We start from the raw sequence: 24,723 nt of genomic DNA, 5'->3' as shown, positions 1-24,723 counted from the left end.
AACCCCGGCTTTACCCTACTCTTGCGCGTCCCCAAGGACTCCAACGATCTTCGACACCATGAGCGAAACCCCCACGCTGCGCGCACGCCTGGAACACTTTATCGAGGCCCGGCTGACCCAGCGCTTCATCATTGGCCTGATCCTGCTGAACGCCCTGACGTTGGGGCTCGAGACCTCGGACACCGTGATGGGCTGGATGGGCCCGGTGATCCTGAACGCCGATGCCATCATCCTGTCGATCTTCACCGCCGAAGTGCTGGCCAAGCTGTTCGTCTACCGCCTGCGGTTCTGGCGCAACCCGTGGAACGTGTTCGATTTCTTCGTGGTGGGGATCGCACTGATCCCGGCCTCGGGGCCATTTTCGGTGCTGCGCGTGCTGCGTCTGTTGCGCCTGGTCTCCATGGTGCCGAAGCTGCGCTTCATCGTGGAGGCGCTGCTGCGGGCGATCCCCGGCATCATCTCCATCATGGGATTGCTGGTGCTGATCTTCTACGTGTTCGCGATCATCGCTACCGGCCTGTTTGGTGAATCCTTCCCGCAGAAGTTCGGCACGCTCGGCGCCACTATGTACAGCCTGTTCCAGGTAATGACGCTGGAGGGTTGGTCCGAGGACATCGCCCGCCCGGTGATGGAAATCTACCCCTGGGCCTGGGCGTTCTTCGTGCCCTTCATCCTGATCGCCACCTTCACCGTGCTGAACCTGTTCATCGCCATCATCGTGGACGCCATGCAGCGCATGCACGACCGCTCGATGGAGATCGAGCAGCAGATGATCCACGACAGCGTGCACGAAGAGAACCAGGCCCTGCACTCGGAGATCCACGAGATACAGCAGGAAACCCTCAAGCTCCAGGAACGCCTGACCCGCATGCAGACCATGCTGGAGAAACGCGTCCGGTGATCAGGCGCGAAACCTCCCGTCCGCTGTGATGCGAACGGGAGGCTTCGTGTGCAAGCACCCTCCCACAGGGGCCAGGAAAGGCCCCGCGGGCCCGGCGAGATCAGGCGCTGACGGCGGCTGACTCCACGGCGCGCTCGCCTAGGCGGCGGCCCGTGGCGTTGAGCACGGCCTGCAGGGTGGCGGCCGTGGTGTCCTCGCCCAGGGCGACGCCCACGGAGCGTTCGCCATCGACCTGCACGTCCACGGCGGCCATGGCGCGCGCCTCAGTGCCGGACTCCATCGCGTGCTCGTCGAAGTGGGTGACCTTCACCTGCACGCCACGCTCGGCCTCCATGGCGGAGGTCAGCGCCGCGACCGCGCCGTGGCCCTCGCCCCGCAGGCGGGATTCACGCCCGGGCGGGCCCATAGTCGCATCCAGCCGCACCACAGGACCGTCCTTCTCGATCTCGTAACGCACCAGATCCCAGCCGGTAACCGGCGTCAGGTAATGCTTTTCAAACAGCTCGTGGATGCGCTTCGAGGAGACCTCGATCTGCGAGGTCTCGGCATCCTTCTGCACGATGCGGGCGAACTCGATCGCCAGCCAGCGCGGCAATTCGATGCCGTAGTCGCGCTCCAGCACATGCGTGACCCCACCCTTGCCGGACTGGCTGTTGATGCGCACGACCTCCTCGTAACGCCGGCCCAGATCGCTCGGGTCGATCGGCAGGTAGGGCACGTTCCAGTGGCCGCCCTTCTCCTTGTAATGCGCCAGGCCCTTGCGGATCGCGTCCTGGTGACTGCCGGAAAAAGCGGTGTAGACCAGCTCGCCCGCCCACGGGTGGCGCGGGTTGATGGGCATGTCGGTGCACTCCTTGTACACGTCCATCAGCCGCTCCATGTCGGACAGGTCAATGGTCGGGTCAATGCCCTGCGAGTACAGATTCATGCCGACGGTGACCAGATCCATGTTGCCGGTGCGCTCGCCGTTACCAAACAGCGTGCCCTCCAGGCGATCGGCCCCGGCCAGCAGGCCCAGCTCGGCCGCGGCCACACCGGTGCCCCGGTCGTTGTGCGTATGCAGCGACACGCAGAAATGCTCGCGGTACTGCACGTGGTCGCAGAACCACTCGACCTGGTCGGCAAAGACGTTCGGCGTGGCGGACTCGACCGTGGCCGGCAGGTTGATCACGACCTTCTGGCCCTGGTCCGGGCGCCAGATCGCATTCACCGCATCGACCACCTCGACCGCGAAGTCCAGCTCGGTGGTGGAGAAGCTCTCCGGCGAGTACTGGAAGATCCAGTCGGTCTGGGGGTACTTCGCCGCGTAATCCCGCACCCAGCGTGCACCGTTCTCGGCAATGCCGCGCACGCCGTCGCGATCCATGCGGAATACCTGCTCGCGCTGCGCCGGGTTGGTGGAGTTGTACACGTGCACCACCGCGCGCGGGGCGCCCTCCAGCGCCGCGAAGGTCTTCTGGATCAAGTCCTCGCGCGCCTGGGTCAGCACCTGGATGTACACGCCCTCGGGGATGCGGTCTTCATCGATCAGGCGGCGGGTAAAGTCGTAGTCGATCTGCGAGGCGGCCGGGAAGCCGATCTCGATCTCGGTCAGACCGATTTCCACCAGCACCTCGAAGAAGCGCATCTTCTGTTCCACGCTCATCGGGTGCACCAGCGCCTGGTTGCCGTCACGCAGATCCACCGCGCAGAAACGCGGGGCGGCCGTGGTGCGCTGGGCCGGCCAGCGCCGATCGGACTTGTCGATCGGCGGGAACGGGGCGTACTTGGTGTGATCGAAGGCCATCGTGTTCGTCTCCTGTAAGGGGCGCGGCCTCGCCGTGTGGTCGGGTGCCGCGCTCCGGATTTCTATCTGTGCATTATCCTAACGCATTGTCCCCGGCATAACCTTGCGTTTTTCCCTAAGAACGCAATAGTTGCGCACTATCCTTGCGCAATAAAGCCACTGTAGAGCAAGATTCAACCATGAAACCCGAACCGCACCGACTCGACCGCTATGACCGCCGCATCCTCGAGATCCTGCAGGAGGATGCGAGCCTGTCCAATCAGGCCCTGGCCGATCGCGTGGGGCTCAGCCCCTCCCCCTGCCTGCGTCGGGTGCGTGCGCTGGAACAGGCCGGCGTCCTGTTGAGCCGCGTAGCCCTGCTGGATCGGCGCAGCCTGGGGTTGGAGCTGACCGCCCTGATCCATATCGGCATGGACCGCCACACCCCGGAGCGCTTCGCCCACTTCGAGGAGACCGTGGCGAGCTACCCCGAGGTCCAGCACTGCTACCTGATCACCGGCCAGTCGGCGGACTACATGCTGCAGGTGGTCGTCCCCGACATGGATGCCTACCAGGAATTCCTGCTGCGCCGCATCACCCGACTGGAGGGCGTGGACAGCGTCCATTCCAGCTTCGTGCTGCGCCGCGTGGTCGACCGCACCGCCCTGCCACTGGACTACACCCCCACCTGAATACCACCTCAAGACCCAGGGCGGATTGACCACGAAGGCAAGAAGAAAGGCAAGGGCCGGTAGGATGTGATGAGCGAAGCGAATCGCATCGTGTAGCCATCCCAAGGGTGGCGAGGTTCCCGGATCGATGCGTTTCGCTTCGCTCAACAGCATCCTACGCCCGGGTCGCGACACCTCCTTGGGTTTTCTCCGTAATCCTCTGTGGTGCAACCGCCCTTGAGCTTCTTCGTGCCTTCGTGCGCTTCGTGGTGGAACAAACCGGCTTCGATGAACCTTCTTTGGCTTTCTCCGTGCGCTCTATGGTGCAGTCGCCCTTGCCCTCCAGCGAACCACCCCTGTACTGTATATATAGACAGTAACTGGAGGGTGCCCCGTGTCGCTCACTGCACGCCAGCAAGCCATCTTCGCCTACATCGCCGAGACCATCGCCACCCAGGGCACAGCACCGACCCGCAGCGAGATCGCCCGGGCCTTCGGCTTCCGCTCGCCCTACGCGGCCGAGTGCCATCTGAAAGCCCTGGAGAAGAAGGGCGCAATCGAACTGCTGGGCGGCACCTCCCGCGGCATCCGCCTGCCGGGCGCCGCCCGTGGCGCACCGGCCGAACTCCCTCTGGTCGGGCGCGTCGCCGCCGGCTCGCCGATCCTTGCCACCCAGCATATCGAGCGCCACTATCGGGTCGACGACGCCCTGTTCCGCGGCCGCCCGGACTATCTCCTGCGCGTACACGGCGAGAGCATGCGCGACGCCGGCATCCTCGACGGCGACCTGCTGGCCGTGCGCCAGACCCCGGAGGCCCGGCCCGGCCAGATCGTGGTCGCCCGCATCGAGGACGAAGTCACCGTCAAGCGCTTCGCGCAGGACGGCCCGAAGGTGCGCCTGCTCCCGGAGAACCCCGACTTCGCCCCCATCGAGATCGACCTCGAGCGCCAGGAACTGGCCATCGAGGGGATCGGCGTGGGCGTGCTGCGCGATCTCGACCCGCAGGCCTGAGCCATGGGCGCGCTGGATACCCTGCTCGACCACCCGGCGCTCTGGCGCGGGCGCAGTGCCGTCCCGGCCCCGAATGCCCCGGTCTGGCCCAGCGGCCATGCGGAACTGGACCGGGCCCTGGGCGGCGGCTGGCCGCGCGGCCAGTTGATCGAACTGCTGGGCGCCCCGTTCGGCTGTGGCGAGACCCGGCTGCTGGTCCCCATGCTCGCCGCCTGCGGCCGCGAGGGCTACTGGATCGCGCTGATCGCACCGCCGGCCACGCCCTGGCTACCCGGCTGGCAGACCCTCGGCATCCCCCCGGAGCGGGTCCTGCTGATCCATACCGAGCATGATCGCGACACCCTGTGGGCCGGCGAGCAGTGCCTGCGCGATCCCGCCTTTGGCGTCCTGCTCGCCTGGCTGCGCGGCCCCGTGGAGACGGCCCTGCTACGCCGGTTGCGTCTGGCTGCCAGCGAGAGCCGGGCCTGCGCGATCCTGTACCGGCCGCCGGGCGCCGCGGCACAGCCTTCGCCGGCCCACCAGCGCCTGCGCTGGCAGCCCGCAGCCTCCGGCCTGGAACTGCACTGCCTGAAGGGGGCCGGCCACTGGGCCCGCTCCGGCCACCCCCTGCAGGTTCCCGAACCACCGGAGGCCTGAGATGGGCCAGCCTGCCCGTCCCTCGCGCGCGGCCACACACCCGGAGCCGGTCCGACAACAACTGAGCCTGCTTCCGGCCGCAGCCTTGCCCGCCACCGCACCCCGGCCACCGGAGACGCACACCGCCACCCGCGACGCCCGGCCGCGGCAGGAACACTGGATGGCAATCGACCTGCCGCACCTTGCGCTGGACGCGCTGGCCCGGACGGAGCCGGACCCCGGGCGGCTTCAGCGCCCCCTGCTGGTGGTGGAATCCGACCCTGCCCCCCGGGTGCACGCCGCCAACCGCGCCGCCCGCCAGGCGGGTGCCCGCCCCGGCATGGCGCTGGGGGATGCCCTGGCGGTGCTGGATACCCCGGAACTGGTCGAGCATGCCCCGGACACCCTGCAGGCCCAACTGGAGATGCTGGCCGGCGTACTGCTGCGGTTCTCCGATCACGTGCACCCGGAGCCGGAGGCACAGCGCATCCTGGTGGAGGTCGGGCGCAGCCGCCGCCTGTTCGGCGGCCTCGAGACCCTGCGCGACCAGGCGCGGGACACCCTGACCGAACTGGGCTTCCATCCCCGTATCGGACTGGCCCGCAGCCCCGCCGCCGCGCGCCTGCTGGCCCGCCTGCGCAACCCCGCGATCGCGGAAGACCCCGAGGCCCTGCGCCGCATCCTGTCCCCGGTTCCGCTGGAGGCCCTGCCACTGGCCGCCGCGACCCGCGAGGGCCTGCGCGCCGTGGGCCTGCGCCAATTGGGCGATCTGCTGCGCCTGTCGCGCCCCGAACTGGCCCGACGCCACGGACCGGAGTTGCTGGACCTGCTGGACCGACTGCTGGCGCGGCGCGCGGAGACCCTGCCCCGCTTTGCGCCACCCCCGGTGCTGGATCTGTCCCTGCGCCTGGAGCACGAGATCCACGCCACGGCGACCCTGGCCTTCCCGCTCAAGCGGCTGCTGCGCCAGGCCGAGGCGCAGTTGCGCGGCCTGAACCGCAGCCTGCAGGGGATGACACTGGAACTGGCCCACCGCGAGGCGTATACCCGCATCTCACTGGAGCGCGGGCAGCCGGGCATTCGCACCGACGAGTGGCTGCCCCTGTGGCAGACCCGACTGGATCGCGAGACCCTGCCGGCGGCGGTGATCGGCCTGCGCCTGCAGGCACCCCGCTTGCTGGACCCACCGGCCCGGGGCGACAGTCTGCTCGCCGCAGACCCGGCGAGCAGACCACCGGCCGATCAGCTACCCGCCGTGCTGGCTCGCCTGCGCGCCCGGCTGGGCGAGCAGGCCGTCGCCCGTCTGATCAACCGCCGCACACCGAGACCGGAGGATGCCCAGAGGCCGCGACACGACCTCGCCACCACTCCGGCCCCCACCGCTCCAACCCCGGGCCAACGGGCCTGCGGAACTGCCCTCTGGCTACAGGGCCCCGAGCCCGCCGCGCCCCCCGACCAGTCCCAATGGCTGGGACGACTGGAAGACGGCTGGTGGGATCACGGCCAGGACGCGCGCCGCGACTATGCTTGCAGCCGCGACCGTCAGGGCCGCCGGCTCTGGCTGTACCGCTGCCTGCGCAGCGGCCAGTGGTATCGCCAGGGTTACTGGGGCTGAGGGGGACCCCGCGTCAGCGGTGGTATTCGCCCGCGCGCTCCGGCTGGTACTCGACCTCCTCGATGCGCACGTGCATCTGCCCCCCGCCCGGGCGCGGCCACTCGATCTCGTCGCCCTCGGACAGGCCCAGCAGCGCACTGCCCACCGGCGCCAGGATCGACAGCGTGCCGCCACTCTCGTCCACATCGCGCGGGTACACCAGTGTCATCGAGAACTCGTCGCCGGACTCGATCACCCGGAACCGGACCTTCGAGTTCATCGTCACCACCGAACCCGGAACCTCGTGCGAATCCACGACATCCGCGCGATCCAGTTCGGACTCGAGATCGGCCTTGCCGGGGAAACTGCCATCCGGAAGCGACTCCAGCAGCTTATCCAGGCGCTCCATGTCCGTGGTGGAGACAATGATCTTCGGCTTGTTCACTTTCTTACTCCAGAATGCAGAACGCGCCTCCGGGGAGACGCGCCAGGCAAATAATATTCAGGGAATTTCCGGAAACCGGGAAACTTACTCGGGAGACTAGCCAAGACCCGGCAAAAAAGCCATAGCGCCCATCACAGTGCTCGTAAGCGGGAGCCGCACATAGGGAGAGCTGATTAATTCGCACGTCCGCGCTCGATCGATTTTGCTCGCTGACAAGGCGCGGTGAGCGAAGTGTAGCCGAGCTACATAAGCAAGCCGCAACGCGGTCAGCGGGCCCATTTTCGTCAACAACGGGCGGCCGAGCCCTCAAGGGGTTGGCGCCCCATTTTCCCCGATCCTGCGTTGCGGCGTTTGACCGTAGAGTGACTACGGCGCTGCGCACCGCGCCTTGTCTCGGAAAAAACGGGGCACCAACGCGGACGTGCGAATTAATCAGCGTCTCCCTAGCCTTTGCCTTGCGCCCTCACCGAGGCCAGGTCTCCCGCCACGCCGCGTAGCCCCCGCGCAGCACATGCGCATTGATACCCATCGTGCGCAGGCTGTCGGCCACGAGCTGGGACCGGCCGCGACCGCCACAGAACACCACGACGGGCTGGTCCGCATCCGCCATATGAGACTCGATACCGGCCTCTAGCTTGGGCCGCGGGATGTTGATCGCGCCCTCGATCGTCCCCTCGGCCGCCTCCTCGGGCTGGCGCACATCCACCAGCAGAAACGGTTTCTCTTCCTCGAGCCAGCGCGCCACCTCCCCTGGTTCCAGATGCGGCAGGCTTTGTTCCAGCTCGCGGATACGCTTCTCGAAAAGACTCACAGGAGGACTCCGTTGGCTGCGTGAACCGCAAGTTTAGCGCGCGCCCGGGTCACAACGACGGACGTACCAGCAGTGGGACCACCCGAAGGGTGAACAGGACCAGCCCGACCAGCGCCGCCACCGCACCCACCGCCGTTAACATCGCAACGCCCAGGATCCAGCCGAGCCCCATGCCCAGCACGGCCAGATGCACCAGGACCTGCGGCGTCCAGGCCCACAGCCAGCCACTGGCGATCGGGTGGCCGGTAAAGCGCGGCAGCATGTGCTCGCCAAGCCCCATGATCAGCAACAGAAGAAAACCCAGGGTAAAGCCGTGCAGCGCGGCCGGACGCGCCGCACCCTCGAGGAAGAACCCGCCCAGTGGCAACGCGGCACCCGCGATCAGCAGCCAGATCATCGCGCCCAGCACCGAGGCCCGGCTGGAGGCCGACAACCCCAGCCCGACATGGCGCGCGGCCTTCTGTGTGCGTTCCGGGGCCTCCGCCACCAGTGCGGTCGCGGCGGTGCGATCCAGCAGCCCAATGTGCTTGAGCTCGCCATCCACCACCACGGCCGGGATCGACCGGATGCGCAGCCGGGTCGCCAGTTCGCGCCCTTCGGGCTGGCCCATATCGACCACCGCGAAGTCGATCTGTTTGTTTTCCGCCACCTCGCGCCAGATGCGCTCGGCATCGTGGCAGGAGGCACACCACTCGGATACCAGCAGCTCTACCTTCATGATCCCGCCCTTAGTCCGCGCAGCGCATGCAGTGGATGTCGTAGCGATCGACCCATTGTTTCAGACCGGCAATCGCCTCGGCCCCGGTATGTAGCCGCTCCAGCGCCGCTTCCGGATCGTCCGGGCGCATCACCACGACCCAGGCATCGGTATAGGGGGCCACGTTCACCAGCCCCGGATCGGCCTCCACGGCCGGATTGATGCGCTCAATGGTGCCGTCGAACGGCGTAGGGATGCCCCCCGCCCACTTGCCGGACTCCAGCCGCGCCACCGGCTTGCCCGCGGCGCGGTGCGAACCCGGCTTGCGAAAGCGGAAGTACTGCACCCGCCCCGCCATGGTCTGGGCGGGATCGGTAATCCCGAGGGTAAAGGTGCCGTCGTCCTCCGGACGGACCCAGACATAGTCCAGGTCATAGAACAGGTCGTCCGGCAACTCGCAGCCGTTGTATTCCGTATGACTCATTACGCCCCCTTCGGACCGTAGTGACGCACGGTGAGTGCAATGTTCAGTGCGAACAGGATCATCGCCCCCCAGGCCATCGCCCCGCCGACCGCGACGGTCGGGTTATGAAAGACCAGCCAGCCCGCGATCATCACCAGGAGCCCGAGATTGGCCAGCAGGAACTGCACATGGCCCAGGCGCTCGGAGAACAGCGAACGTCCGGAAAAGCGCGGCAACACATGCAGACCCACGCCATAGATCATCATGGTCACGAACCCCAGCAGCATCAGGTGGCCATGGATGCGCGGCACATTGCCGGGGATCAGGCCGGGATGGGCCAGCCAGAGGATGCCGAGCAGCCCGCCCAGCAGGGCATAGGCGAGGGCCGCGAGGATGAACATCCGGTTCCGAGGGTGCATCAAAAGCTCCAGGCCAGGTTTCGCACAGCATACTTTAAGCTATATTCAATTTACATTGATCGAGATCAAGACGGGGCGCGAGCGCTTCGGCGAAAGTCGCCTGCTTGTTGACCACTCTGCGAAGGTCCGATACCCCATGCACGCGCAACTCCACGAAAGTGTTCCCGGATTCCAGCAGCCCATCGAGTTGCTGCGGGCGTGCCATCGCCGAATCCTCAACTCTCTGGACATCCTCGAGCGCCTGCCCGCCCATTTGGCCGACAAAGGCGCCGACGAAGAGGCCCGAGGCGCCGCGCAACGGGTCCTGAACTACTTTCACGAGGCAGCGCCCAACCACCACGCGGACGAGGACCAGGACCTGTTCCCCGTGCTGCGCCAGCACTGTGGCCACCCCGAGAGTCATCCACAACTGTGCGAATGGCTGGACCGCCTGACTGCCGAACATGACGAGATCGAGGCCGGCTGGGATCGACTGGAGCCGGCCCTGCAACGCATCGCCGCGGGCCAGCCGGCGGACCTCGACGGGGCCGACGCCTGGATACGCCAATACCGCATCCACCTCGATCTGGAAGAGCGCGCCGTACTCCCCTTTGCCGAGCACCTGCTAAGCCCGGAAGACCGCCGCGCCATCGGTGCCGCCATGGCCGCACGCCGGGGCATCGCGAGCGCAGACCGTGGCTGATTTCGTACTCGACCTCCGCGGCCTGGCCGAACATGCCCACACCCGCGCCTACTACACCCTGCGCGAACTGCGCAGCGGTCAGGTCTTCGAGGTCTGGCTGGATCAGGAACCGAAGATGCTGATGGACGCGGTCAGCCTGCAGCTGCGTCAGGCCATCCACTGGCGGGTGCTCGAAGACGGCCCGCCCTTGTGGAAGCTCGCGGTACAACGCCGCGAGGACGTCGCCCCGGTGGACCTGGTCGACCTGCTGGAACGCGATCACCTGCGCATCGACCGCCTGTTCGCCAGCGCCCTGCACAAGGTCAACGCCGGCGACCTCGAAGGCGCAGCGCCGGATTTCCACGCCTATGTCGACGGCCTGCGTCGCCACGTGGAGGTGGAAAACGAACTGATCGTCCCCCTGCTGGACCTGCCCCGCAGCCCGAACGGCCAGGATCCCACCTCGATCATGCTGCGCGAGCACGACGAGATCCTGGAACAGACCGCGATGCTGGAACACGAATTCAGCGAAGGCGCGGACGAGGCCTGGGCCGTGGCCCCGTTCTTCGCCCTGATCTCCGGCGCGCTGGCCAAGCACGAGGGCCGCGAGGAACAGAACCTGTTCCCGCACTGGAGCCGCGCCCTGCGCGAACAACCCGATGCCGCCGCCGAGTTGCTTGAACGCGCCCAGACCCTGCTAACGGCACCCGACCCGGCACCCCACAGCAACTGAGCGCCCCGCATGGCTGCGCGGCCGCCGCAGCCCGGCACTCGAGTCAATCCACGGCTTCCCGGGCGCGATGCGGCGCCGACAGGCGCGCCAGCGCCCAAAGCCCCAGCAACGGGCCGGGCAGCAACAGCCACAGGACCCAAACCCCGCCATCCGCCCATAACCAGCCGGTCAGCCAGATGCCCGGCAAGGTCAGCGCAAAGCCGATCGCATTCATCACGCTCAACGCGGAACCCACGGCATCCTCCGGCGCGCTGTCCGCGGCCAGCGCGGAGAACTGGGGCGAGTCCGCGATCACCGTGAGCCCCCACAGCGCCAGGAGGCCGAACAGCAACCAGGGCGACTGCCCCGCAAGCAGCGGGTACAGCAGACAGGCCAGGCCCGAGGTTGCCAGTGCCACCCGCGCCACACGCAGGCTTCCCAGGCCCCGACTCAGGCGCCCACCCCAGACACAGCCCGCCAGCCCCAGCGCGATCACGCCAAAGGCCAGCCACGGAATCAGGGCCGCATCGGCCTCCATTCGTGCAAGCTCACGGGCTACCAGCAGAGGCACCAGCGTCCAGAACGCATACAGTTCCCAGCAGTGCCCGAAGTAGCCCCCGGCCACGGCGCGAAAATCCCGCCGTGCCAGGGCATGGAAGCCCTTCCCGAGCCCCGGCGTGCGCCCCGGTGGCGGCAGATGCGGGCCATCCCCCAGACGCAGGATCATCAGCGCGGCCAGCAGGGCCAGGCCCGAGGCCAGAAGCACGGGCACCGCCCACGGGAAATCGAGCGTGGCGCCACGCAGCAGATGCGGGAGCGCGGTCCCCAGGGTCAGCATTCCGAGCAGCCAGGACAGCGCCCAGCCCTTGTACTGCGGGGTCCAGCCGATTACCAGCTTCATGCCCAGCGGATAGACCCCGGCCAGTGCCAGCCCGACCAGAAAGCGCGTCAGCAGGGCCAGCTCCCAGACGCCGGCGAGCAGGATGAAGATGGCGTTGAGCCCGGCCCCGAAAAGCGCCGAAATGGCGAACACACGACTGGCGCGAAAGCGATCCGCCAGCCCCGTGGCGGCGACCGCCAGGGTCCCGGTGATGAAACCGAGCTGGGTGGCCATCGTGAGCCAGCCGATCTCGGCGGGCGACCACCCCAGTGCCTGCTGCAGCGACAGCCCGACCCCGTTGACCGAAAACCACAGCGACGTCCCGAACAGCTGCGCCACCACGATCACCGCCAGCGGATGGCGGCGGATCATGTCAGCCATCGAGGGATGCCGCCCCGAAGGACACCACGCGGCTCAACGACTGGCGCCGCGTATCCAGCGCTTCAGCAACGCGACCAGGGCACCCCCGGAGACCAGACCCAGCAGGTAGATTCCGACAATCAGCAGCGCCAGTGGCAGGGTTACGTACAGGGTGAGGAAGTTGAGCGTTACGAGACGCAGGTTCTGGATCGCAAAGATCGCAACCACCGCGACGAACACGATAATCAACAGGGTGTACAGGTAACGCATGGGACCTCCCTGGTCAGTCGGACATGCCTCTCAGGTTCCGGCGCCCCGCCGCGGGCGTCAACCAACCGGCCGGGCGGTGGGTTTCAGGCCTCGGCGTGGGTGCAGTGCCGCCGCACCGGACAGGCATCACAGCGCGGCCGTGGCCGGCAGCGCTCCTTGCCATGTTCCACGATCAGCGCATGCAGGTCGTTCAGCGCCGCCACATCCGGCCCCAGTGCCACCTCGACGTGCTCGCGCAGCGCATCGTACGGAGCCCGTGCCTGCGGCAGGTCCAGACGCTCGAACAACCGACGGGTATAGGCATCCACCACGAACACCGGGCGCTCGAAGGCGTACAGCACGATATCGTCGGCGGTCTCCGGCCCGACACCCTTGACCCCCAGCAGCGCCGCGCGCAGCGCGTCGGTGTCCAGCGCGGCCAGTCCCTCGATCCCGCCGGATGCCTCCAGGAAGGCCAGCAGGTGGCGCAGGCGATCCGCCTTCACGTTGAAATAGCCACTGGGACGAATGTGTTCGGCCAACTCTTCCCGGCTCAGGGCCATCAAGCCCTCCGGCGACAGCGCGTCGATACCGCGCAAGTTGGCCAGCGCCTTCTCGACGTTGGTCCAGCTGGTGTTCTGCGTCAGCACCGCACCGACCATCACCTCGAACGCCGTCTCCGCCGGCCACCACTGCAGGTCGCCGTACTCCGCGCGCAGGGCATCCAGGAGCTCGGGGATCCGCACAGGAGCTACCGCTGACGGCTACCGCCCGGTTTGCCACCGCCGCCCGAGCGGCCGCCGGGTCGACCTCCCGCAGGCTTCGCGCCCCGGGAGCCGCCGCGCCCCGCGGGGGACGAAGACTTGCCCGGCTTCTTCGGCGGCGACGAACTCCAGCCGTCCTCGCGCGCCGCCCGGCTGTTGCGGGCCTTGCCCGCCGGCGCCGCCTTGCCGGGGCGTTGATCCCGCGGTTTGCCGCGCGGATCGCGTCGCGGGCCGCCGCGACCGCGCGTGCGCACGGAGTCGGGCACGGGCAGGTCTGCCGCCTCGTACAACCCGGCCACCTCGCGGGTCTCCAGATCCCGCACCGCACCGGTCTTCAGCCCGTGCCCGAGGACCACCGGCCCGTAGCGCACCCGGATCAGGCGGCTGACCGTGACCCCGACCGCATCCCACAGGCGGCGCACCAGCCGGTTGCGGCCTTCGCTGACCACCACATGAAACCAGTGATTGGCGCCTTCCCCACCCTGCTCTTCCAGACTGTCGAAACGGGCCGCGCCATCCTCCAGTTCCACGCCTTCGCGCAGCATGTCCTGGGTCGCCGGCGGCACCTCGCCCAGCACGCGCACCGCGTACTCGCGTTCCAGGGCCATGCTCGGGTGCATCAGCCGGTTGGCCAGTTCGCCATCGGTGGTGAACAGCAGCAGGCCCGAGGTATTCAGGTCCAGCCGGCCCACGGCCACCCAGCGCTGCCCCTTCAACCGCGGCAGACTGGCAAACACCGGCCGCCGCCCCTCGGGGTCCGAGCGGCTGCAGATCTCGCCCACCGGCTTGTGATACACGATCCACCGATGCGGATGCTCCGGGCGCCGCACGATGCGCCCGCGCACGCGGATCACGTCGTGCTCGTCGACCTGGTCGCCCAGCTTCACGGTGCGGTTGTTCACCTGCACCTCGCCGCGCTCGATCCAGCCCTCGATCTCGCGCCGCGAACCCAGCCCGCGCGCCGCCAGGACCTTCTGTACCCGCTCCGACATTCCCGGAACTCCAGCAACTCATTAAGATGGACGCCACGATACACCAACAGGACGTTGCCATGACCGATTCCGCGCCGGAAACCACGCCCGTCAAGACACCGCTGAACATCGCCGTGCTCACCGTCTCCGACAGCCGCGAACTCGCGGAGGATCGCTCCGGCGACGCCCTGGTGGAACGCCTTGAAAGCGCCGGTCACCGGCTGGCCGAGCGCAAGATCGTGAAGGACGACATCTATGCCATCCGCGCCGAACTCTCGCGCTGGATCGCCGATCCCGCTATCGACGCGGTGCTGACCACCGGCGGCACCGGCATTACCGGCCGCGACGGCACCCCCGAGGCCGCCTCGGTCCTGCTGGACAAGACCATTGAGGGCTTCGGCGAGCTGTTCCGCATGCTCTCCTTCGATGAGATTGGCACCTCCAGCCTGCAGTCGCGCGCCCTGTCCGGCGTCGCCAACGGGACCTATCTCTTCGTGCTGCCGGGCTCCACCGGCGCCTGCCGCACCGCCTGGGACCGCATCATCCAGGCCCAGCTCGACGACCGCACCATGCCCTGCAACCTCACCATGCTGATGCCGCGCCTGAAGGAATCCTGAAGCAACACGATCAATCCGGGGCCGGGCCGGACTCGTCGGGCGCGAAGCATACCGGCGAGGCGCGCTCGCCCGTTGGTTCCTCCTCGGCCCGTTCGGCGTCGAGGAGAGCACGCAGGACCGCCACATGGCTGTGCTCGACGTCCCGGGTTGCCGTCAGCAGCGTCAGGCGGCCGCGACGGGCATACCCCAGCAAGCGGCCCCAAGCCTCGGGAGCCGCTCCCAGTTCCGCCCGGTACCGGCGACAGAACTCGCGCCAGCGCTCCACATCGTGGCCGAACCAGCGCCGCAGGTCGGTGGACGGAGCGAGTGACTTTTCCCAGGCGTCCAGCAGGAGCGCCGACTTTTTCACCCCGCGCGGCCACAGGCGGTCGACCAGCACACGCGTCCCATCCCCGGGATCGACCGGGTCGTAGACGCGCCGGATCCGCACCCGTTCCATACGGCGATTACCGGTCCACGTGGGTCTGCAACCAGTACTCCAGCAGGGCCGCGTGCCAGAGCTTGGAGCCCTGAATGCGGGTGAAGTACTGATCGGGCGCATCCAGCAGCTTGTCGATGTAGGCCGGCTGATAGAGGCCCCGCTCGCGCGAGGCGCGCGAGGTGAGGATGTCGCGCATGAACTCGAGGAAATCGCCGCGCACGTACTTCAGTGCCGGCACCGGGAAGTAGCCCTTGGGCCGGTCCAGCACCGCGTCCGGTAGCCGGCCACGAGCGATGCGGCGCAGCACGTCCTTGCCGCCATCGCCCAGCTTCAGATGCGGCGGCATCGCGGCGGCGGTCTCGACCAGCTCGTGGTCCAGGAACGGCACCCGCGCCTCCAGGCCGAAGGCCATGGTCATGTTGTCCACGCGCTTGACCGGGTCGTCCACGATCAGCGTGGTCACGTCCAGCGCCAGCACGGCGTCGATGAAGGAATCCGCGCGGTCGGTCTCCAGTTCGGCGAACTGCTCGCGCAGCCAGTCACCAGTGACGTCGTTCGCCGGCGGGTGACGCAGCATCTCGGCCATCTCCGGATGATCGCGGTCGAAGTAGTGGCGCCGGAAGCGCTCCACCCAGTCGCCATGGCGATCCTCCGCCATCTGCGGATACCAGAAGTAGCCGCCGAAGACCTCGTCGGCGCCCTGCCCGGACTGCACCACCTTCACATGCTGCGAGACCTGCTCCGAGAGCAGATAGAACGCGACCGCATCCTGGCCGAACATCGGCTCGGCCATGGCACCCACCGCCTCCGGCAACCGGGCCAGCACCTGGTCGTTGGGGATCAGCGTGGCCTGATGGTCGGTCGCGTAGCGCTCGGCGACGGGGTCGGAATACTCGAACTCGGAGCCCTTCTCCTCCGGCTGGTCTTCGAAGCCGACGGTAAAGGTGCGCAGATCCTGCGCACCCTCCTCCATCGCCAGCGCGACCAGCAGGGAGGAATCCAGCCCACCGGAGAGCAGCACGCCGACGGGCACATCGGCCACCTCCAGCCGCTTGCGCACCGCCTGGCGCAGCGAATGCTCGATGCGTTCCTGCCACTCGCCGTCCGATACCGGCTCGGACGGGCGGTGTGCATGCAGCGTCCAGTAGCGCTGCAACCGCTCCTGGCCCCGCGCGTCGATACTCAGGTAGTGCCCCGGCTCCAGCTTGCGGATGCCGCGCAGCACGGTGCGCGGCGCGGGCACCACCGCGTGCAGCGAGAACAGCATGTGCAGGGCCTCCGCATCCAGCTCGGTGTCCACGTCGCCGGCCGCCAGCAGCGCCTGGGTGTTGGAGGCGAAGCGGATGCCCTCACCGACGCGGGCCAGGTACAGCGGCTTGATGCCCATGCGGTCGCGCGCCAGCAACAGACGCTGGGCGTTGCCATCGAACAGTGCGAACGCGAACATCCCATGCAGTCGGGCGACGATGCCCTCGCCCCACTCGGCGTAGCCGCGCAGGATGACCTCGGTGTCGCCGGTGGAGAAGAAGCGGTGGCCGCGTCCTTCCAGTTCGCTGCGCAGCGCACGGAAGTTGTAGATCGCGCCGTTGAACACCAGCGCAAGCCCGGTCTCCGGATCGAACATCGGCTGGTGCGCGCGCTGCGACAGGTCCAGGATCGACAGCCGCCGGTGGCCGAGGGCGACCCGACCAGAAGCCCACAGGCCGTCGGCATCCGGCCCGCGCCGTTCCAGACAGGGCAGCATGCGCGCGACCGCCTCGCCGCTCGCGCGCCGTTCACCCCAGACGAATTCTCCTGCGATCCCGCACATGATTGGTTCCTTGCTGGTTGGGACTTCTTGGGTTGTGCTTCGTGGCCATCGTCCGACGCGGGCGGGGCTTCGCGGGCAAACCCGCTCCCCCAAGCAGCGATCAGGACGACTGCTCGGTTCGAAACGCCTGCTCCAGTGCGTCCATCAGGGACTGGCTGGCCGCGCCGGCTCGGTCGCGATCGGCATGCGTAATGTAGAACGGCACCGCATGACGCGCCCCGGCCTCCAGATTCAGTTCGACCAGGCCTCCCGCGGCAAGATCATCGGCGATCCGGTCCTCCGGCATCCAGGCGAAGCCGATCCCGGAGCGCAGGATCTCGCAGGCCGTACCCATGTGCGACACCGTCCAGCGCTGGTCCGCCTCCACCCAGCCGCCCTCACCAGAGGCCTGGGCACCCGAGTCCCGCACCACGACCTGGCGGTGCGGCTGCAGATCGCGCCGGGTCAGCGGCGCTTCACCCTGCGCCAGGGGATGCGAAGGGTGCGCCACGCACACCATCGACAACTCGCCCAGGCAGGTCCCGAGGTAGCCGGATGGCAGTTCCGGACCCAGCAGGATGTCCACCGCCGCTTCGCGCAGCAGATCCGGCCCACCGCTCAGCACCACCTCGTGCAGCTGGATGCGAGTGGCCGGATAGGCCCGCGAGAAGACCTCCAGGGCCCCGATCACCGGCGCCCGCGGCAGGAGCTGATCCACTGCCAACCGGATTTCGGATTCCACCCCGGCGGCCAGCGCACCGGCCAGGGTCTCGATCTCCGCCGCCTCTTCCAGCAGGTGGCCGGCCCGGCGCAACAGCGCCGCCCCGGCCGCGGTAAGCACCGCCTTGCGGCCCTTGATCTCGAAGACGTCCACGCCCAGCTGTTCTTCCAGCTTCTGCACCGCGTGGTTGATGCTCGACGGACTCTTGTGCACCCGTTCCGCAGCACGCGCAAAGCCCCCGGCGTCCACCACCGCCTGCAGCATGCGCCACTGTTCGAGAGTGACGCGGATCAAGCTACCCGCTCGCGCTGGTGCACCGGGTTTCCCGAGACCTGGCGCGGCGCGCCACCAAGCGTGATGCTACCGGCCGGTTTTGGTCTGTCTCGGGTCGCAACACAGGGTCGGGAAGCCAGGGGCACCAACCCTACAAACCATTGAATGACGCACCGCGGCCGCGTTTGCCTTCTAACGTTGGGCCCGCTGACGGCGTGGCGCCTCCCTTGTGCAGAGCAAGGGCATGGCGGTCGCTCTGCCGGGTCCGCGAGCACAATCGACTCGAGCACGAACGGGACCATTGATGCGCGCACCCCTAGTGTTCCCCGGGGCAGCCGCAGCCCGGATTGTGGGTCCGCGCATGCCACTCCTCGCGCATGCGGGCATAGGCCGCGCCGGTCAGCAGGACCAGGTGTACGGTGGAGGGGTAGATCCGCCCGTCCAGGCGCAGGGTCTCGGTGAGTTCGGGGTCGCGGCCTTCCGGGATGTAGAAGAAGTCCACGCCCTCGCGCAGCTGGTGCTTGCGCGCCTTGAACAGACGGAAGGCCGTGCCCTTGGGCACGCCGTTCCATGCATCGACCTGGCGCAGACTCAGGGTCGCATACCCGGCATGGATGATCGGCTCCGGCGTCGGCCCGGCCGCGGAACCTTCCTGGCCGTGAAACCGTCCCGCGCTACGAGGGTCTTCAACTGTATCGGTATCCATGCTGGCATTATGCCTGCGCGGACATCCCGGCTCATCAAGGACACCCAATGGAATTTCTTCAGGAATACGGACTTTTCGTCGCCAAGGCCGCCACGGCCGTCATCGCCGGGCTCATTGTGTTGAGTGCGATCGCCGGCCTGGTCGGCCGGTCGCGCGAGGGCAAGCCGGACCGGTTGCACGTCAAACGCCTGAACGATCGTTTCGAGCGGATGGAGAAGACCGTGCGCCGGGCGGTGGAGCGCCGCCGCGGGCGGGTGGAACGCCTGCGCCACTGGGCCGCACGCAAGTTGCCGCGCAAGGGGATGGGGGACTCGACCGCCACAACCGAAACCGAACAGACCGACAAGCTCGGTGGCACCCGTTCCGACCGCGAGGCGGATGCCGAACGCTCGCGCGTGTACGTCCTGCGCTTCGACGGTGATATCCGCGCCTCCAGCGTCGAGAGCCTGCGCGAGGAGGTCACCGCCATCCTCACCATGGCGCGACCGGAACAGGACCGCGCCATCGTCTGCCTGGAGAGCCCCGGCGGGCTGGTGCCCTCCTACGGGCTCGCGGCCGCCCAGCTGGCACGCCTGCGCGAAGCCGGGCTGGACCTGACCGTGGCGGTGGACCGCGTCGCCGCCAGCGGCGGCTACATGATGGCTGCGGTCGGTCACCGCATTGTCGCCGCGCCATTCGCGGTGCTCGGCTCGATTGGCGTGGTCGCCCAGATCCCCAACTTTCACCGCTGGTTGTCGCGCAACGATATCGACATCGAACTGCTGACCGCAGGCGAATACAAGCGCACCCTGACCATGCTTGGCGAGAACACCGACGAGGGCCGCAAGAAATTCCGCGAACAACTGGAAGAGGCCCACGAGCTGTTCAAGACCTTTCTCGCCCGCTACCGCCCGCAACTGGACCTGGACCAGGTCGCCACCGGCGAACACTGGTACGGCGAACAGGCCCGCGAGATGGGGCTGGCCGACGAACTGCGCACCAGCGACGATCTGCTGCTGGAGCTGACCCGCGAGGCGGACGTCTTCGAACTGACCTATCACCGCCCGCAGACCCTGGGCCGGCGCATCACCTTTGCGATGGAATCCATCCTCGAGCGCGTTTTGCGCAGCCAGGGGCCGGAAACCCGGATGTAAAGTCCACCTGCCGGGGAACGCTTTGGCGGGCGAGACCGTCAACCTCACACGATCTACTGCAACAATCGGAGTCCCCCATGAAACGAAACAACCACCCACTGACCCGTCTTCTGCTGATCCTGCTGGCCGCCGCCAGTCTCATGGCCACGCCGCTTGTGGCCGGCGCGGACGACAACCTGCCCTGGGGCTCGGCCGAAAAGATGGACCGGCAGTACGAACCCCGCAAGGTGGTCTACGACGTGTATACCAGCAGCCCCAGCGAGCTGGAGGGCGTACTGGACCGCGTGAGCATGCTGAACAACGTCTACGAGGCGGACCCGTTCGAATCGCACATCGTCCTGGTGCTGCACGGTGCCGAGGTCCCGTATTTCACTCGCGACGAGTTTGGCGAGCACGAGGAACTGATGCGCCGCGCGCGCTCCCTCACCCAGTCCGGCAATATCGAGTTCCGCATGTGCGAGGCCTCGGCGCGCCTGCGCGGCATCGACGTGGAAGACGTGCATGGCTTCGTGAACGTCGTACCGATGGCCGATGCCGAGATCATCGAACTGCAGCACGAAGGCTATCTGCTGATGCAGTAATCCTCGAACGGTGTTCGGCCACCCAGGGCCGAACACCGTGCACGGGCGTTGTCCCACGACCCGATCACGCTTCCGTGGACCGGTCGCTGAAAATTCTGCATGGGTCGTCTACCTTTTCCGGACGTGATGACGAAACCACCCGGTCGATCGTCGCCACTCGCTCGACGCACCCATTACTGCACAAGGACTTTGTCATGAAGAAGACGCTACTGACCGCGCTGTTGCCCCTGGCCCTGATCGCGGCCCCGGCGCTGGCCGCCGACGTACCCGGGATGATCGCCAAGGCCAGCCCGCATTCCGCCTCCGAGACCCTGGATCGGCTGGAGAATGCCCTGGAAGCCAACGATATCGGCGTCGCCCTGCGCTGGGACCACGCCGCCAAGGCGGACGGCGTGGATATCGAACTCGGCCCGACCGAACTCCTGATGTTCGGCAACCCGGCGCTCGGCAGCCACTTGTTCACCAGCCAGCAGACTGCCGGCATCGACCTGCCGATGAAGGCGCTGGCGTGGACCGACGCAGACGGCCAGACCTGGCTCGCCTACAACGATCCGGAATGGATGGCCGAACGCCACGGTATCGAGGACCGCGATGACATCCTCGATACCATGAGCAACGCGCTGGACAACCTGACCAACGCGGCCATCGCCGAGGACTGAGCATCTGCTCGATCCCCGCCGCACGGGCGCAACCCTGCTGAGGTTCACTCGCGCCGGGCGGGCGATTGGTTATAGTGAGGCTTCCATCCTTTCCGGGAGCCGACGTGGATCGCCCGTCCCCTTCCAGCCAGACCTCACCCGACATCCGCGACCGGCCCATCCTCGGCTGGCGCGAATGGGTCGGCCTGCCCGACCTCGGCATCCCCGCGATCAAGTGCAAGGTCGATACCGGAGCCCGCAGTTCCGCGCTGCATACCTTCCAGATCGAACCCTTCACGCGTGATGACCATGATTGGGTGCGCTTCGGCATCCACCCCCACCAGCACGATACCGAGACCGAAATGTGGTGCGAGGCGCCGGTGCTGGATGTCCGCAAGGTGACGGATTCCGGCGGGCACACCGGGGAGCGCTACTTCATCGCCACCCGGGTGCAACTCGGTGCCGTAGTACTGCCAGTTGAACTCTCCCTGACCAGCCGCGATACCATGCTCTTTCGCATGCTGCTCGGCCGCGAGGCCATGCGCGGTCGCTTTCTTGTCGATCCCCAGGCCTCGTTTGTCGCCAGCCACCGACCGCAAATCCCTACAGCCCAGCAGGCGCCTGAATGAAACTCGGCATCCTTTCGCGCAACAGCAAACTCTATTCCACCCGACGCCTGGTCGAGGCGGCCGAACAGCGCGGCCACGAGGTCCGTGTGGTGGATCCGTTGCGCTGCTACATGAACATCACCGCGCACAGCCCGCAGATCCACTACAAGGGCGACATCCTCGACCAGTTCAACGCGGTCATCCCGCGGATCGGGGCATCGATCACCTTCTACGGGACCGCCATCCTGCGCCAGTTCGAGATGATGAACGTCTACCCGTTGAACGAGTCGGTGGCCATCTCGCGTTCGCGCGACAAACTGCGCAGCCTGCAGTTGCTCTCGCGCCGCGGCATCGGCCTGCCGGTGACCGGGTTTGCCCACTCGCCGGACGACATCGATGACCTGCTGGCGACCGTGGGCGGCGCGCCCTGCGTGATCAAGCTGCTGGAAGGCACGCAGGGGCTGGGCGTGGTGCTCGCCGAGACCAAGCAGGCGGCCGAGAGCGTGATCCAGGCCTTCATGGGCCTGAAGCAGCACATCCTGGTGCAGGAATACATCCAGGAGGCCAAGGGCTCGGATATCCGCTGCTTCGTGATCGGCGACAAGGTGGTCGCGGCGATGAAGCGCCAGGCCAAGGACGGCGAGTTCCGCTCCAACCTGCACCGCGGCGGCAGCGCCTCCCTGTGCCGCATCACCCCGGAAGAACGTGCCACCGCGGTACGCGCGGCCAAGGTCATGGGCCTGAACGTCTGTGGCGTGGATCTGCTGCGCTCCAACCATGGCGCGGTGGTGATGGAGGTGAACTCCTCGCCCGGCCTGGAGGGCATCGAGAATGCCTCGGGCAAGGACGTGGCGGGCATGATCATCGAGTTCATCGAGAAGAACGCCAAGCCCAACCGGACGAAGACCAAAGGGAGCGGCTAGTGTCCTCGAGTCGCAAGGCTACACGTCACTCGCAGCGGGTGGACCGCACGCAAGAACGACCCGCGCGTGCGTTTGCACATTGTTCGGTGGCGCCCTGATGCCCGGCATACCCCGGTCGCTGCGCAACAAGCCGATCACCATTGGTGGCACCACCGTCCGCCCCGGCGAGCGGCGCACGGTGGAACTGGAACTGGGAGCGCTGTACACCCACACCCCGACCAACATGCCGGTACAGGTGCTGTGCGGTCGGCGCAAAGGGCCCGTGCTGTTTGTCAGCGCCGCCATCCACGGCGACGAGATCAACGGCGTCGAGATCATCCGCCGCCTGCTGAAAGTCCCGGCCCTGCGGCGCATGAAGGGAAGCCTGATTGCCATCCCTGTGGTCAACATGCACGGCTTCATCAACCAGAGCCGCTACCTGCCCGACCGGCGTGACCTGAACCGCTGTTTCCCCGGCTCGCAGAAGGGCTCACTGGGGGCTCGCGTTGCGCGCCTGTTCATGCGCGAAATCGTGCAGAACAGTACCCATGGCATCGACCTGCACACCGGCGCCATCCACCGCTCCAACCTGCCGCAGATCCGCGCCAACCTCGATCACGCCGAGACCCTCGATCTGGCGCGCGCCTTCGGGGCCCCGGTGATTCTCAACTCGGCCCTGCGCGACGGCTCCCTGCGCGAGGCCGCCGCGGAACGGGAAGTCCCCATCCTGCTGTACGAGGCCGGCGAGGCCCTGCGCTTCGACGAGCTCTCCATCCGCGGCGGGGTGCACGGCATCATCGAGGTGATGCGCCATCTGGGCATGCTGCCGGCCGTACGCCGGCGCCCGCGCAAGGAACCCATCATGGCGCGCACCAGCGGCTGGGTCCGCGCGCCCCAAAGCGGCATCCTGCGCACCTTCGTGCGCCACGGGGACCGCGTGGTCCGCGACCAGACCCGCCTGGCGATCATCTCCGACCCGTTTGGCGAAACCGAGACCGAGATCCTCGCCCCGGCCTCCGGCATCATCATTGGTCAGCTCAACCTGCCGCTGATCAACGAGGGCGATGCGCTGTTCCACATCGCCCAGTTCAACCGTACGGACCTCGCCGTGGAACGCCTGGAGACCTTTCAGGAAAACCTGGAGGCCAGCGACTACCCCTACGCCGATCAGCAGCGGCTCGAGACACCCTGAAGGAGACGCTGAGGGACACGCCGGGGCGCGGCTCTTGCGCCGGCTATCAGGCTCAGTGGCCGATGTCCTCGTGCCACAGCTCGGGGTGCGTCTCGATAAACGAACGCATCAGTTCGCGGCAGCCCGGGTCCTGGACCACGTCCACCTGGATGCCGTGACCGCGCAACCACGCCTCCTCCCCCAGGAACGACTCGTTCTCCCCAATCACCACTCGCGGAATGCCGTAGAGGACGATCGCGCCGCTACACATCGCGCAGGGCGAGAGTGTGGTATAGAGCGTGCATTCGCGATACACCTGCGCCGACTGCCGGCCGGCGTTCTCCAGCGCATCCATCTCCGCATGCAGGATCGCGCTGCCCTGCTGCACCCGCCGGTTGTGCCCGCGCCCAATCACCTCGCCCCGGTGCACCAGCACCGACCCGATCGGGATCCCCGCCTCGCCCAGCCCCGTACGCGCTTCGTCGAGCGCCATCTCCAGAAACGGATCCATCGTCGTCACCCAGTTGTCGCAACGAACTCAGGCTGACGGTAGACGATATGGCATTGCAAGATCGATCCGACCCACGCGTGAGACGCCGATGGAGCGGGCGTCAGATGTGGGCGCTGAACTGGCCCCGCCGCGGCTGGCCGAGCAGATGGAGGAAATCCGTTTCGCGCAGCCGGACGAGCGACTCGTGATCGCCAGCCTCGAAATACACGTTGCGCGGTTCCAGCATACTGTCATCAAGCAGGGTTTCCAGCCCGTAAGCGGCACCCAGAGCGGGGATTGCGCCGCGTTCGCAGTCAGCAAAGACGCTGGCCACCTCGTCCTCGGTAGCCAGGCCCACGTGCTCGCCCAACAACCGGTGCAACTGCCCCAATTTTACGCGGCGCGTGGCCGGCACGACGGCCAATCGGTACTGTCCATCCTCCTCGACCAGCAACACCGCCTTGGCCACGGCGTCGCCCGGGACATGGGCCGCCTCGGCCGTGCGGCTGGCCGAATTCGAATGCGGATGGGGCACCAGCTGGTAGGTCACCGCATGTTCGTCCAGAAAGTTGTTCAGGGTCCTGGGGATACTCATGGCGCACCCTCCGCAGTGTCTTCCTTCGACTATAGACCCCATCGGGATCGCCCACGTCTGCACGGATCGAGCAGGTCGGTACAATCAG

30 protein-coding genes are annotated in these 24,723 nt (G+C 67.3%); 14 read left to right on the top strand and 16 right to left on the bottom strand.

Annotated features, from left to right (window positions below; all coding sequences use genetic code 11):
- Positions 1-58: 58 nt before the first annotated feature.
- Positions 59-901 carry an ion transporter gene (locus G335_RS0101955; protein ID WP_018175774.1) on the top strand — a complete coding sequence of 281 codons (843 nt, stop codon included), beginning with the start codon at positions 59-61 and terminating at the stop codon, positions 899-901.
- A 100-nt stretch (positions 902-1,001) separates the two neighbouring features.
- On the opposite strand, the gene G335_RS0101950 is transcribed toward G335_RS0101955, so the two are convergent.
- Positions 1,002-2,687: a 2-isopropylmalate synthase gene (locus tag G335_RS0101950; protein ID WP_018170045.1), complete on the bottom strand. Its 1,686-nt coding sequence runs from the start codon at positions 2,685-2,687 to the stop codon at positions 1,002-1,004.
- Positions 2,688-2,866: 179 nt separating this feature from the next.
- Here G335_RS0101950 and G335_RS0101945 point away from each other — a divergent pair, with 179 nt between their 5' ends.
- The 4 genes from G335_RS0101945 (at position 2,867) to G335_RS0101930 (ending at position 6,579) form a co-directional block, all read left to right on the top strand.
- A complete protein-coding gene (locus G335_RS0101945) occupies positions 2,867-3,358 on the top strand; it encodes an Lrp/AsnC family transcriptional regulator (RefSeq protein WP_018144171.1) in 492 nt (163 codons plus the stop codon).
- A gap of 373 nt (positions 3,359-3,731) precedes the next feature.
- Positions 3,732-4,349: a transcriptional repressor LexA gene (lexA, locus tag G335_RS0101940; RefSeq protein WP_018175773.1), complete on the top strand. Its 618-nt coding sequence runs from the start codon at positions 3,732-3,734 to the stop codon at positions 4,347-4,349.
- Positions 4,350-4,352: 3 nt separating this feature from the next.
- Positions 4,353-4,985, top strand: coding sequence for a translesion DNA synthesis-associated protein ImuA (imuA, locus tag G335_RS0101935; RefSeq protein WP_018175772.1), 633 nt, complete (start codon positions 4,353-4,355; stop codon positions 4,983-4,985).
- 160 nt (positions 4,986-5,145) lie between these two features.
- A complete protein-coding gene (locus G335_RS0101930; protein WP_018175771.1) occupies positions 5,146-6,579 on the top strand; it encodes a DNA polymerase Y family protein in 1,434 nt (477 codons plus the stop codon).
- A 13-nt stretch (positions 6,580-6,592) separates the two neighbouring features.
- On the opposite strand, the gene rnk is transcribed toward G335_RS0101930, so the two are convergent.
- The 5 genes from rnk to G335_RS0101905 form a co-directional block, all read right to left on the bottom strand.
- Entirely contained in the window at positions 6,593-7,003 is a 411-nt protein-coding gene (gene rnk / locus G335_RS0101925; RefSeq protein WP_018144175.1) for a nucleoside diphosphate kinase regulator, read from the bottom strand.
- Positions 7,004-7,466: 463 nt separating this feature from the next.
- The gene (locus G335_RS0101920; protein ID WP_018175770.1) at positions 7,467-7,814 is read right to left on the bottom strand and encodes a rhodanese-like domain-containing protein; all 348 of its coding nucleotides are present in this window, start codon (positions 7,812-7,814) and stop codon (positions 7,467-7,469) included.
- A 49-nt stretch (positions 7,815-7,863) separates the two neighbouring features.
- The gene (locus tag G335_RS0101915) at positions 7,864-8,532 is read right to left on the bottom strand and encodes a thioredoxin family protein (RefSeq protein WP_018175769.1); all 669 of its coding nucleotides are present in this window, start codon (positions 8,530-8,532) and stop codon (positions 7,864-7,866) included.
- 10 nt (positions 8,533-8,542) lie between these two features.
- Positions 8,543-8,995 (bottom strand): glycine cleavage system protein H, encoded by a 453-nt coding sequence (locus G335_RS0101910; RefSeq protein ID WP_018144178.1) that lies wholly within the window; start codon positions 8,993-8,995, stop codon positions 8,543-8,545.
- Complete coding sequence (locus G335_RS0101905) at positions 8,995-9,393, bottom strand: hypothetical protein (protein ID WP_026182008.1); 399 nt, start codon at positions 9,391-9,393, stop codon at positions 8,995-8,997. Before G335_RS0101905 ends, G335_RS0101910 begins: the two co-directional genes overlap by 1 nt.
- A 55-nt stretch (positions 9,394-9,448) precedes the next feature.
- Between G335_RS0101905 and G335_RS0101900 the strand changes: the two genes are divergently transcribed.
- Both G335_RS0101900 and G335_RS0101895 read left to right on the top strand, forming a co-directional pair.
- Complete coding sequence (locus G335_RS0101900; RefSeq protein ID WP_018175768.1) at positions 9,449-10,075, top strand: hemerythrin domain-containing protein; 627 nt, start codon at positions 9,449-9,451, stop codon at positions 10,073-10,075.
- Positions 10,068-10,787 (top strand): hemerythrin domain-containing protein, encoded by a 720-nt coding sequence (locus G335_RS0101895; protein WP_018175767.1) that lies wholly within the window; start codon positions 10,068-10,070, stop codon positions 10,785-10,787. Before G335_RS0101900 ends, G335_RS0101895 begins: the two co-directional genes overlap by 8 nt.
- Positions 10,788-10,830: 43 nt before the next feature.
- Here G335_RS0101895 and G335_RS0101890 read toward each other — a convergent pair whose 3' ends face one another.
- The 4 genes from G335_RS0101890 to rluB all read right to left on the bottom strand — a co-directional run bounded on the left by G335_RS0101890 (position 10,831) and on the right by rluB (position 14,011).
- Positions 10,831-12,018, bottom strand: a complete 1,188-nt coding sequence (locus G335_RS0101890; protein WP_018175766.1) for a nitrate/nitrite transporter — start codon at positions 12,016-12,018, stop codon at positions 10,831-10,833.
- A gap of 42 nt (positions 12,019-12,060) precedes the next feature.
- Positions 12,061-12,276: a lipopolysaccharide assembly protein LapA domain-containing protein gene (locus G335_RS0101885; RefSeq protein ID WP_018144183.1), complete on the bottom strand. Its 216-nt coding sequence runs from the start codon at positions 12,274-12,276 to the stop codon at positions 12,061-12,063.
- 83 nt (positions 12,277-12,359) lie between these two features.
- Positions 12,360-13,001, bottom strand: a complete 642-nt coding sequence (locus G335_RS0101880) for an endonuclease III domain-containing protein (protein WP_018175765.1) — start codon at positions 12,999-13,001, stop codon at positions 12,360-12,362.
- A 5-nt stretch (positions 13,002-13,006) separates the two neighbouring features.
- Positions 13,007-14,011: a 23S rRNA pseudouridine(2605) synthase RluB gene (gene rluB, locus G335_RS0101875; RefSeq protein WP_018175764.1), complete on the bottom strand. Its 1,005-nt coding sequence runs from the start codon at positions 14,009-14,011 to the stop codon at positions 13,007-13,009.
- Between the two features lie 59 nt (positions 14,012-14,070).
- Here rluB and moaB point away from each other — a divergent pair, with 59 nt between their 5' ends.
- Positions 14,071-14,607, top strand: a complete 537-nt coding sequence (gene moaB, locus G335_RS0101870) for a molybdenum cofactor biosynthesis protein B (RefSeq protein ID WP_018175763.1) — start codon at positions 14,071-14,073, stop codon at positions 14,605-14,607.
- A gap of 10 nt (positions 14,608-14,617) precedes the next feature.
- On the opposite strand, the gene G335_RS0101865 is transcribed toward moaB, so the two are convergent.
- The 4 genes from G335_RS0101865 to G335_RS0101850 form a co-directional block, all read right to left on the bottom strand.
- Positions 14,618-15,046, bottom strand: a complete 429-nt coding sequence (locus G335_RS0101865) for a DUF488 domain-containing protein (protein WP_018175762.1) — start codon at positions 15,044-15,046, stop codon at positions 14,618-14,620.
- A 7-nt stretch (positions 15,047-15,053) separates the two neighbouring features.
- Positions 15,054-16,838 (bottom strand): N-acetylglutaminylglutamine amidotransferase, encoded by a 1,785-nt coding sequence (locus G335_RS0101860; protein WP_018170058.1) that lies wholly within the window; start codon positions 16,836-16,838, stop codon positions 15,054-15,056.
- A gap of 100 nt (positions 16,839-16,938) precedes the next feature.
- Complete coding sequence (locus tag G335_RS0101855; protein WP_255349369.1) at positions 16,939-17,832, bottom strand: LysR family transcriptional regulator; 894 nt, start codon at positions 17,830-17,832, stop codon at positions 16,939-16,941.
- A 295-nt stretch (positions 17,833-18,127) separates the two neighbouring features.
- Entirely contained in the window at positions 18,128-18,517 is a 390-nt protein-coding gene (locus G335_RS0101850; RefSeq protein ID WP_018175760.1) for a hypothetical protein, read from the bottom strand.
- A 47-nt stretch (positions 18,518-18,564) separates the two neighbouring features.
- Here G335_RS0101850 and sohB point away from each other — a divergent pair, with 47 nt between their 5' ends.
- The 6 genes from sohB (at position 18,565) to G335_RS0101820 (ending at position 23,571) form a co-directional block, all read left to right on the top strand.
- Positions 18,565-19,650, top strand: a complete 1,086-nt coding sequence (gene sohB / locus G335_RS0101845) for a protease SohB (RefSeq protein WP_018175759.1) — start codon at positions 18,565-18,567, stop codon at positions 19,648-19,650.
- A gap of 77 nt (positions 19,651-19,727) precedes the next feature.
- A complete protein-coding gene (locus G335_RS0101840; RefSeq protein WP_018175758.1) occupies positions 19,728-20,231 on the top strand; it encodes a DsrE family protein in 504 nt (167 codons plus the stop codon).
- Positions 20,232-20,425: 194 nt separating this feature from the next.
- Complete coding sequence (locus tag G335_RS0101835; RefSeq protein ID WP_018175757.1) at positions 20,426-20,890, top strand: DUF302 domain-containing protein; 465 nt, start codon at positions 20,426-20,428, stop codon at positions 20,888-20,890.
- A gap of 104 nt (positions 20,891-20,994) precedes the next feature.
- Positions 20,995-21,498: an ATP-dependent zinc protease gene (locus G335_RS0101830; protein WP_018175756.1), complete on the top strand. Its 504-nt coding sequence runs from the start codon at positions 20,995-20,997 to the stop codon at positions 21,496-21,498.
- Positions 21,495-22,400 (top strand): 30S ribosomal protein S6--L-glutamate ligase, encoded by a 906-nt coding sequence (gene rimK / locus G335_RS0101825; RefSeq protein ID WP_018144195.1) that lies wholly within the window; start codon positions 21,495-21,497, stop codon positions 22,398-22,400. Before G335_RS0101830 ends, rimK begins: the two co-directional genes overlap by 4 nt.
- 97 nt (positions 22,401-22,497) lie before the next feature.
- Complete coding sequence (locus G335_RS0101820; protein WP_038034714.1) at positions 22,498-23,571, top strand: succinylglutamate desuccinylase/aspartoacylase family protein; 1,074 nt, start codon at positions 22,498-22,500, stop codon at positions 23,569-23,571.
- Positions 23,572-23,623: 52 nt separating this feature from the next.
- On the opposite strand, the gene G335_RS0101815 is transcribed toward G335_RS0101820, so the two are convergent.
- A complete protein-coding gene (locus G335_RS0101815; protein WP_018175754.1) occupies positions 23,624-24,061 on the bottom strand; it encodes a nucleoside deaminase in 438 nt (145 codons plus the stop codon).
- A gap of 100 nt (positions 24,062-24,161) precedes the next feature.
- Positions 24,162-24,635 (bottom strand): aminoacyl-tRNA deacylase, encoded by a 474-nt coding sequence (locus G335_RS0101810; RefSeq protein ID WP_018144198.1) that lies wholly within the window; start codon positions 24,633-24,635, stop codon positions 24,162-24,164.
- Positions 24,636-24,723: the final 88 nt, after the last annotated feature.

This window comes from Thioalkalivibrio sp. AKL8 (assembly GCF_000380525.1).
GTDB lineage: Bacteria > Pseudomonadota > Gammaproteobacteria > Ectothiorhodospirales > Ectothiorhodospiraceae > Thioalkalivibrio > Thioalkalivibrio versutus.
This window is presented reverse-complemented; position numbering and strand designations above follow the sequence as displayed.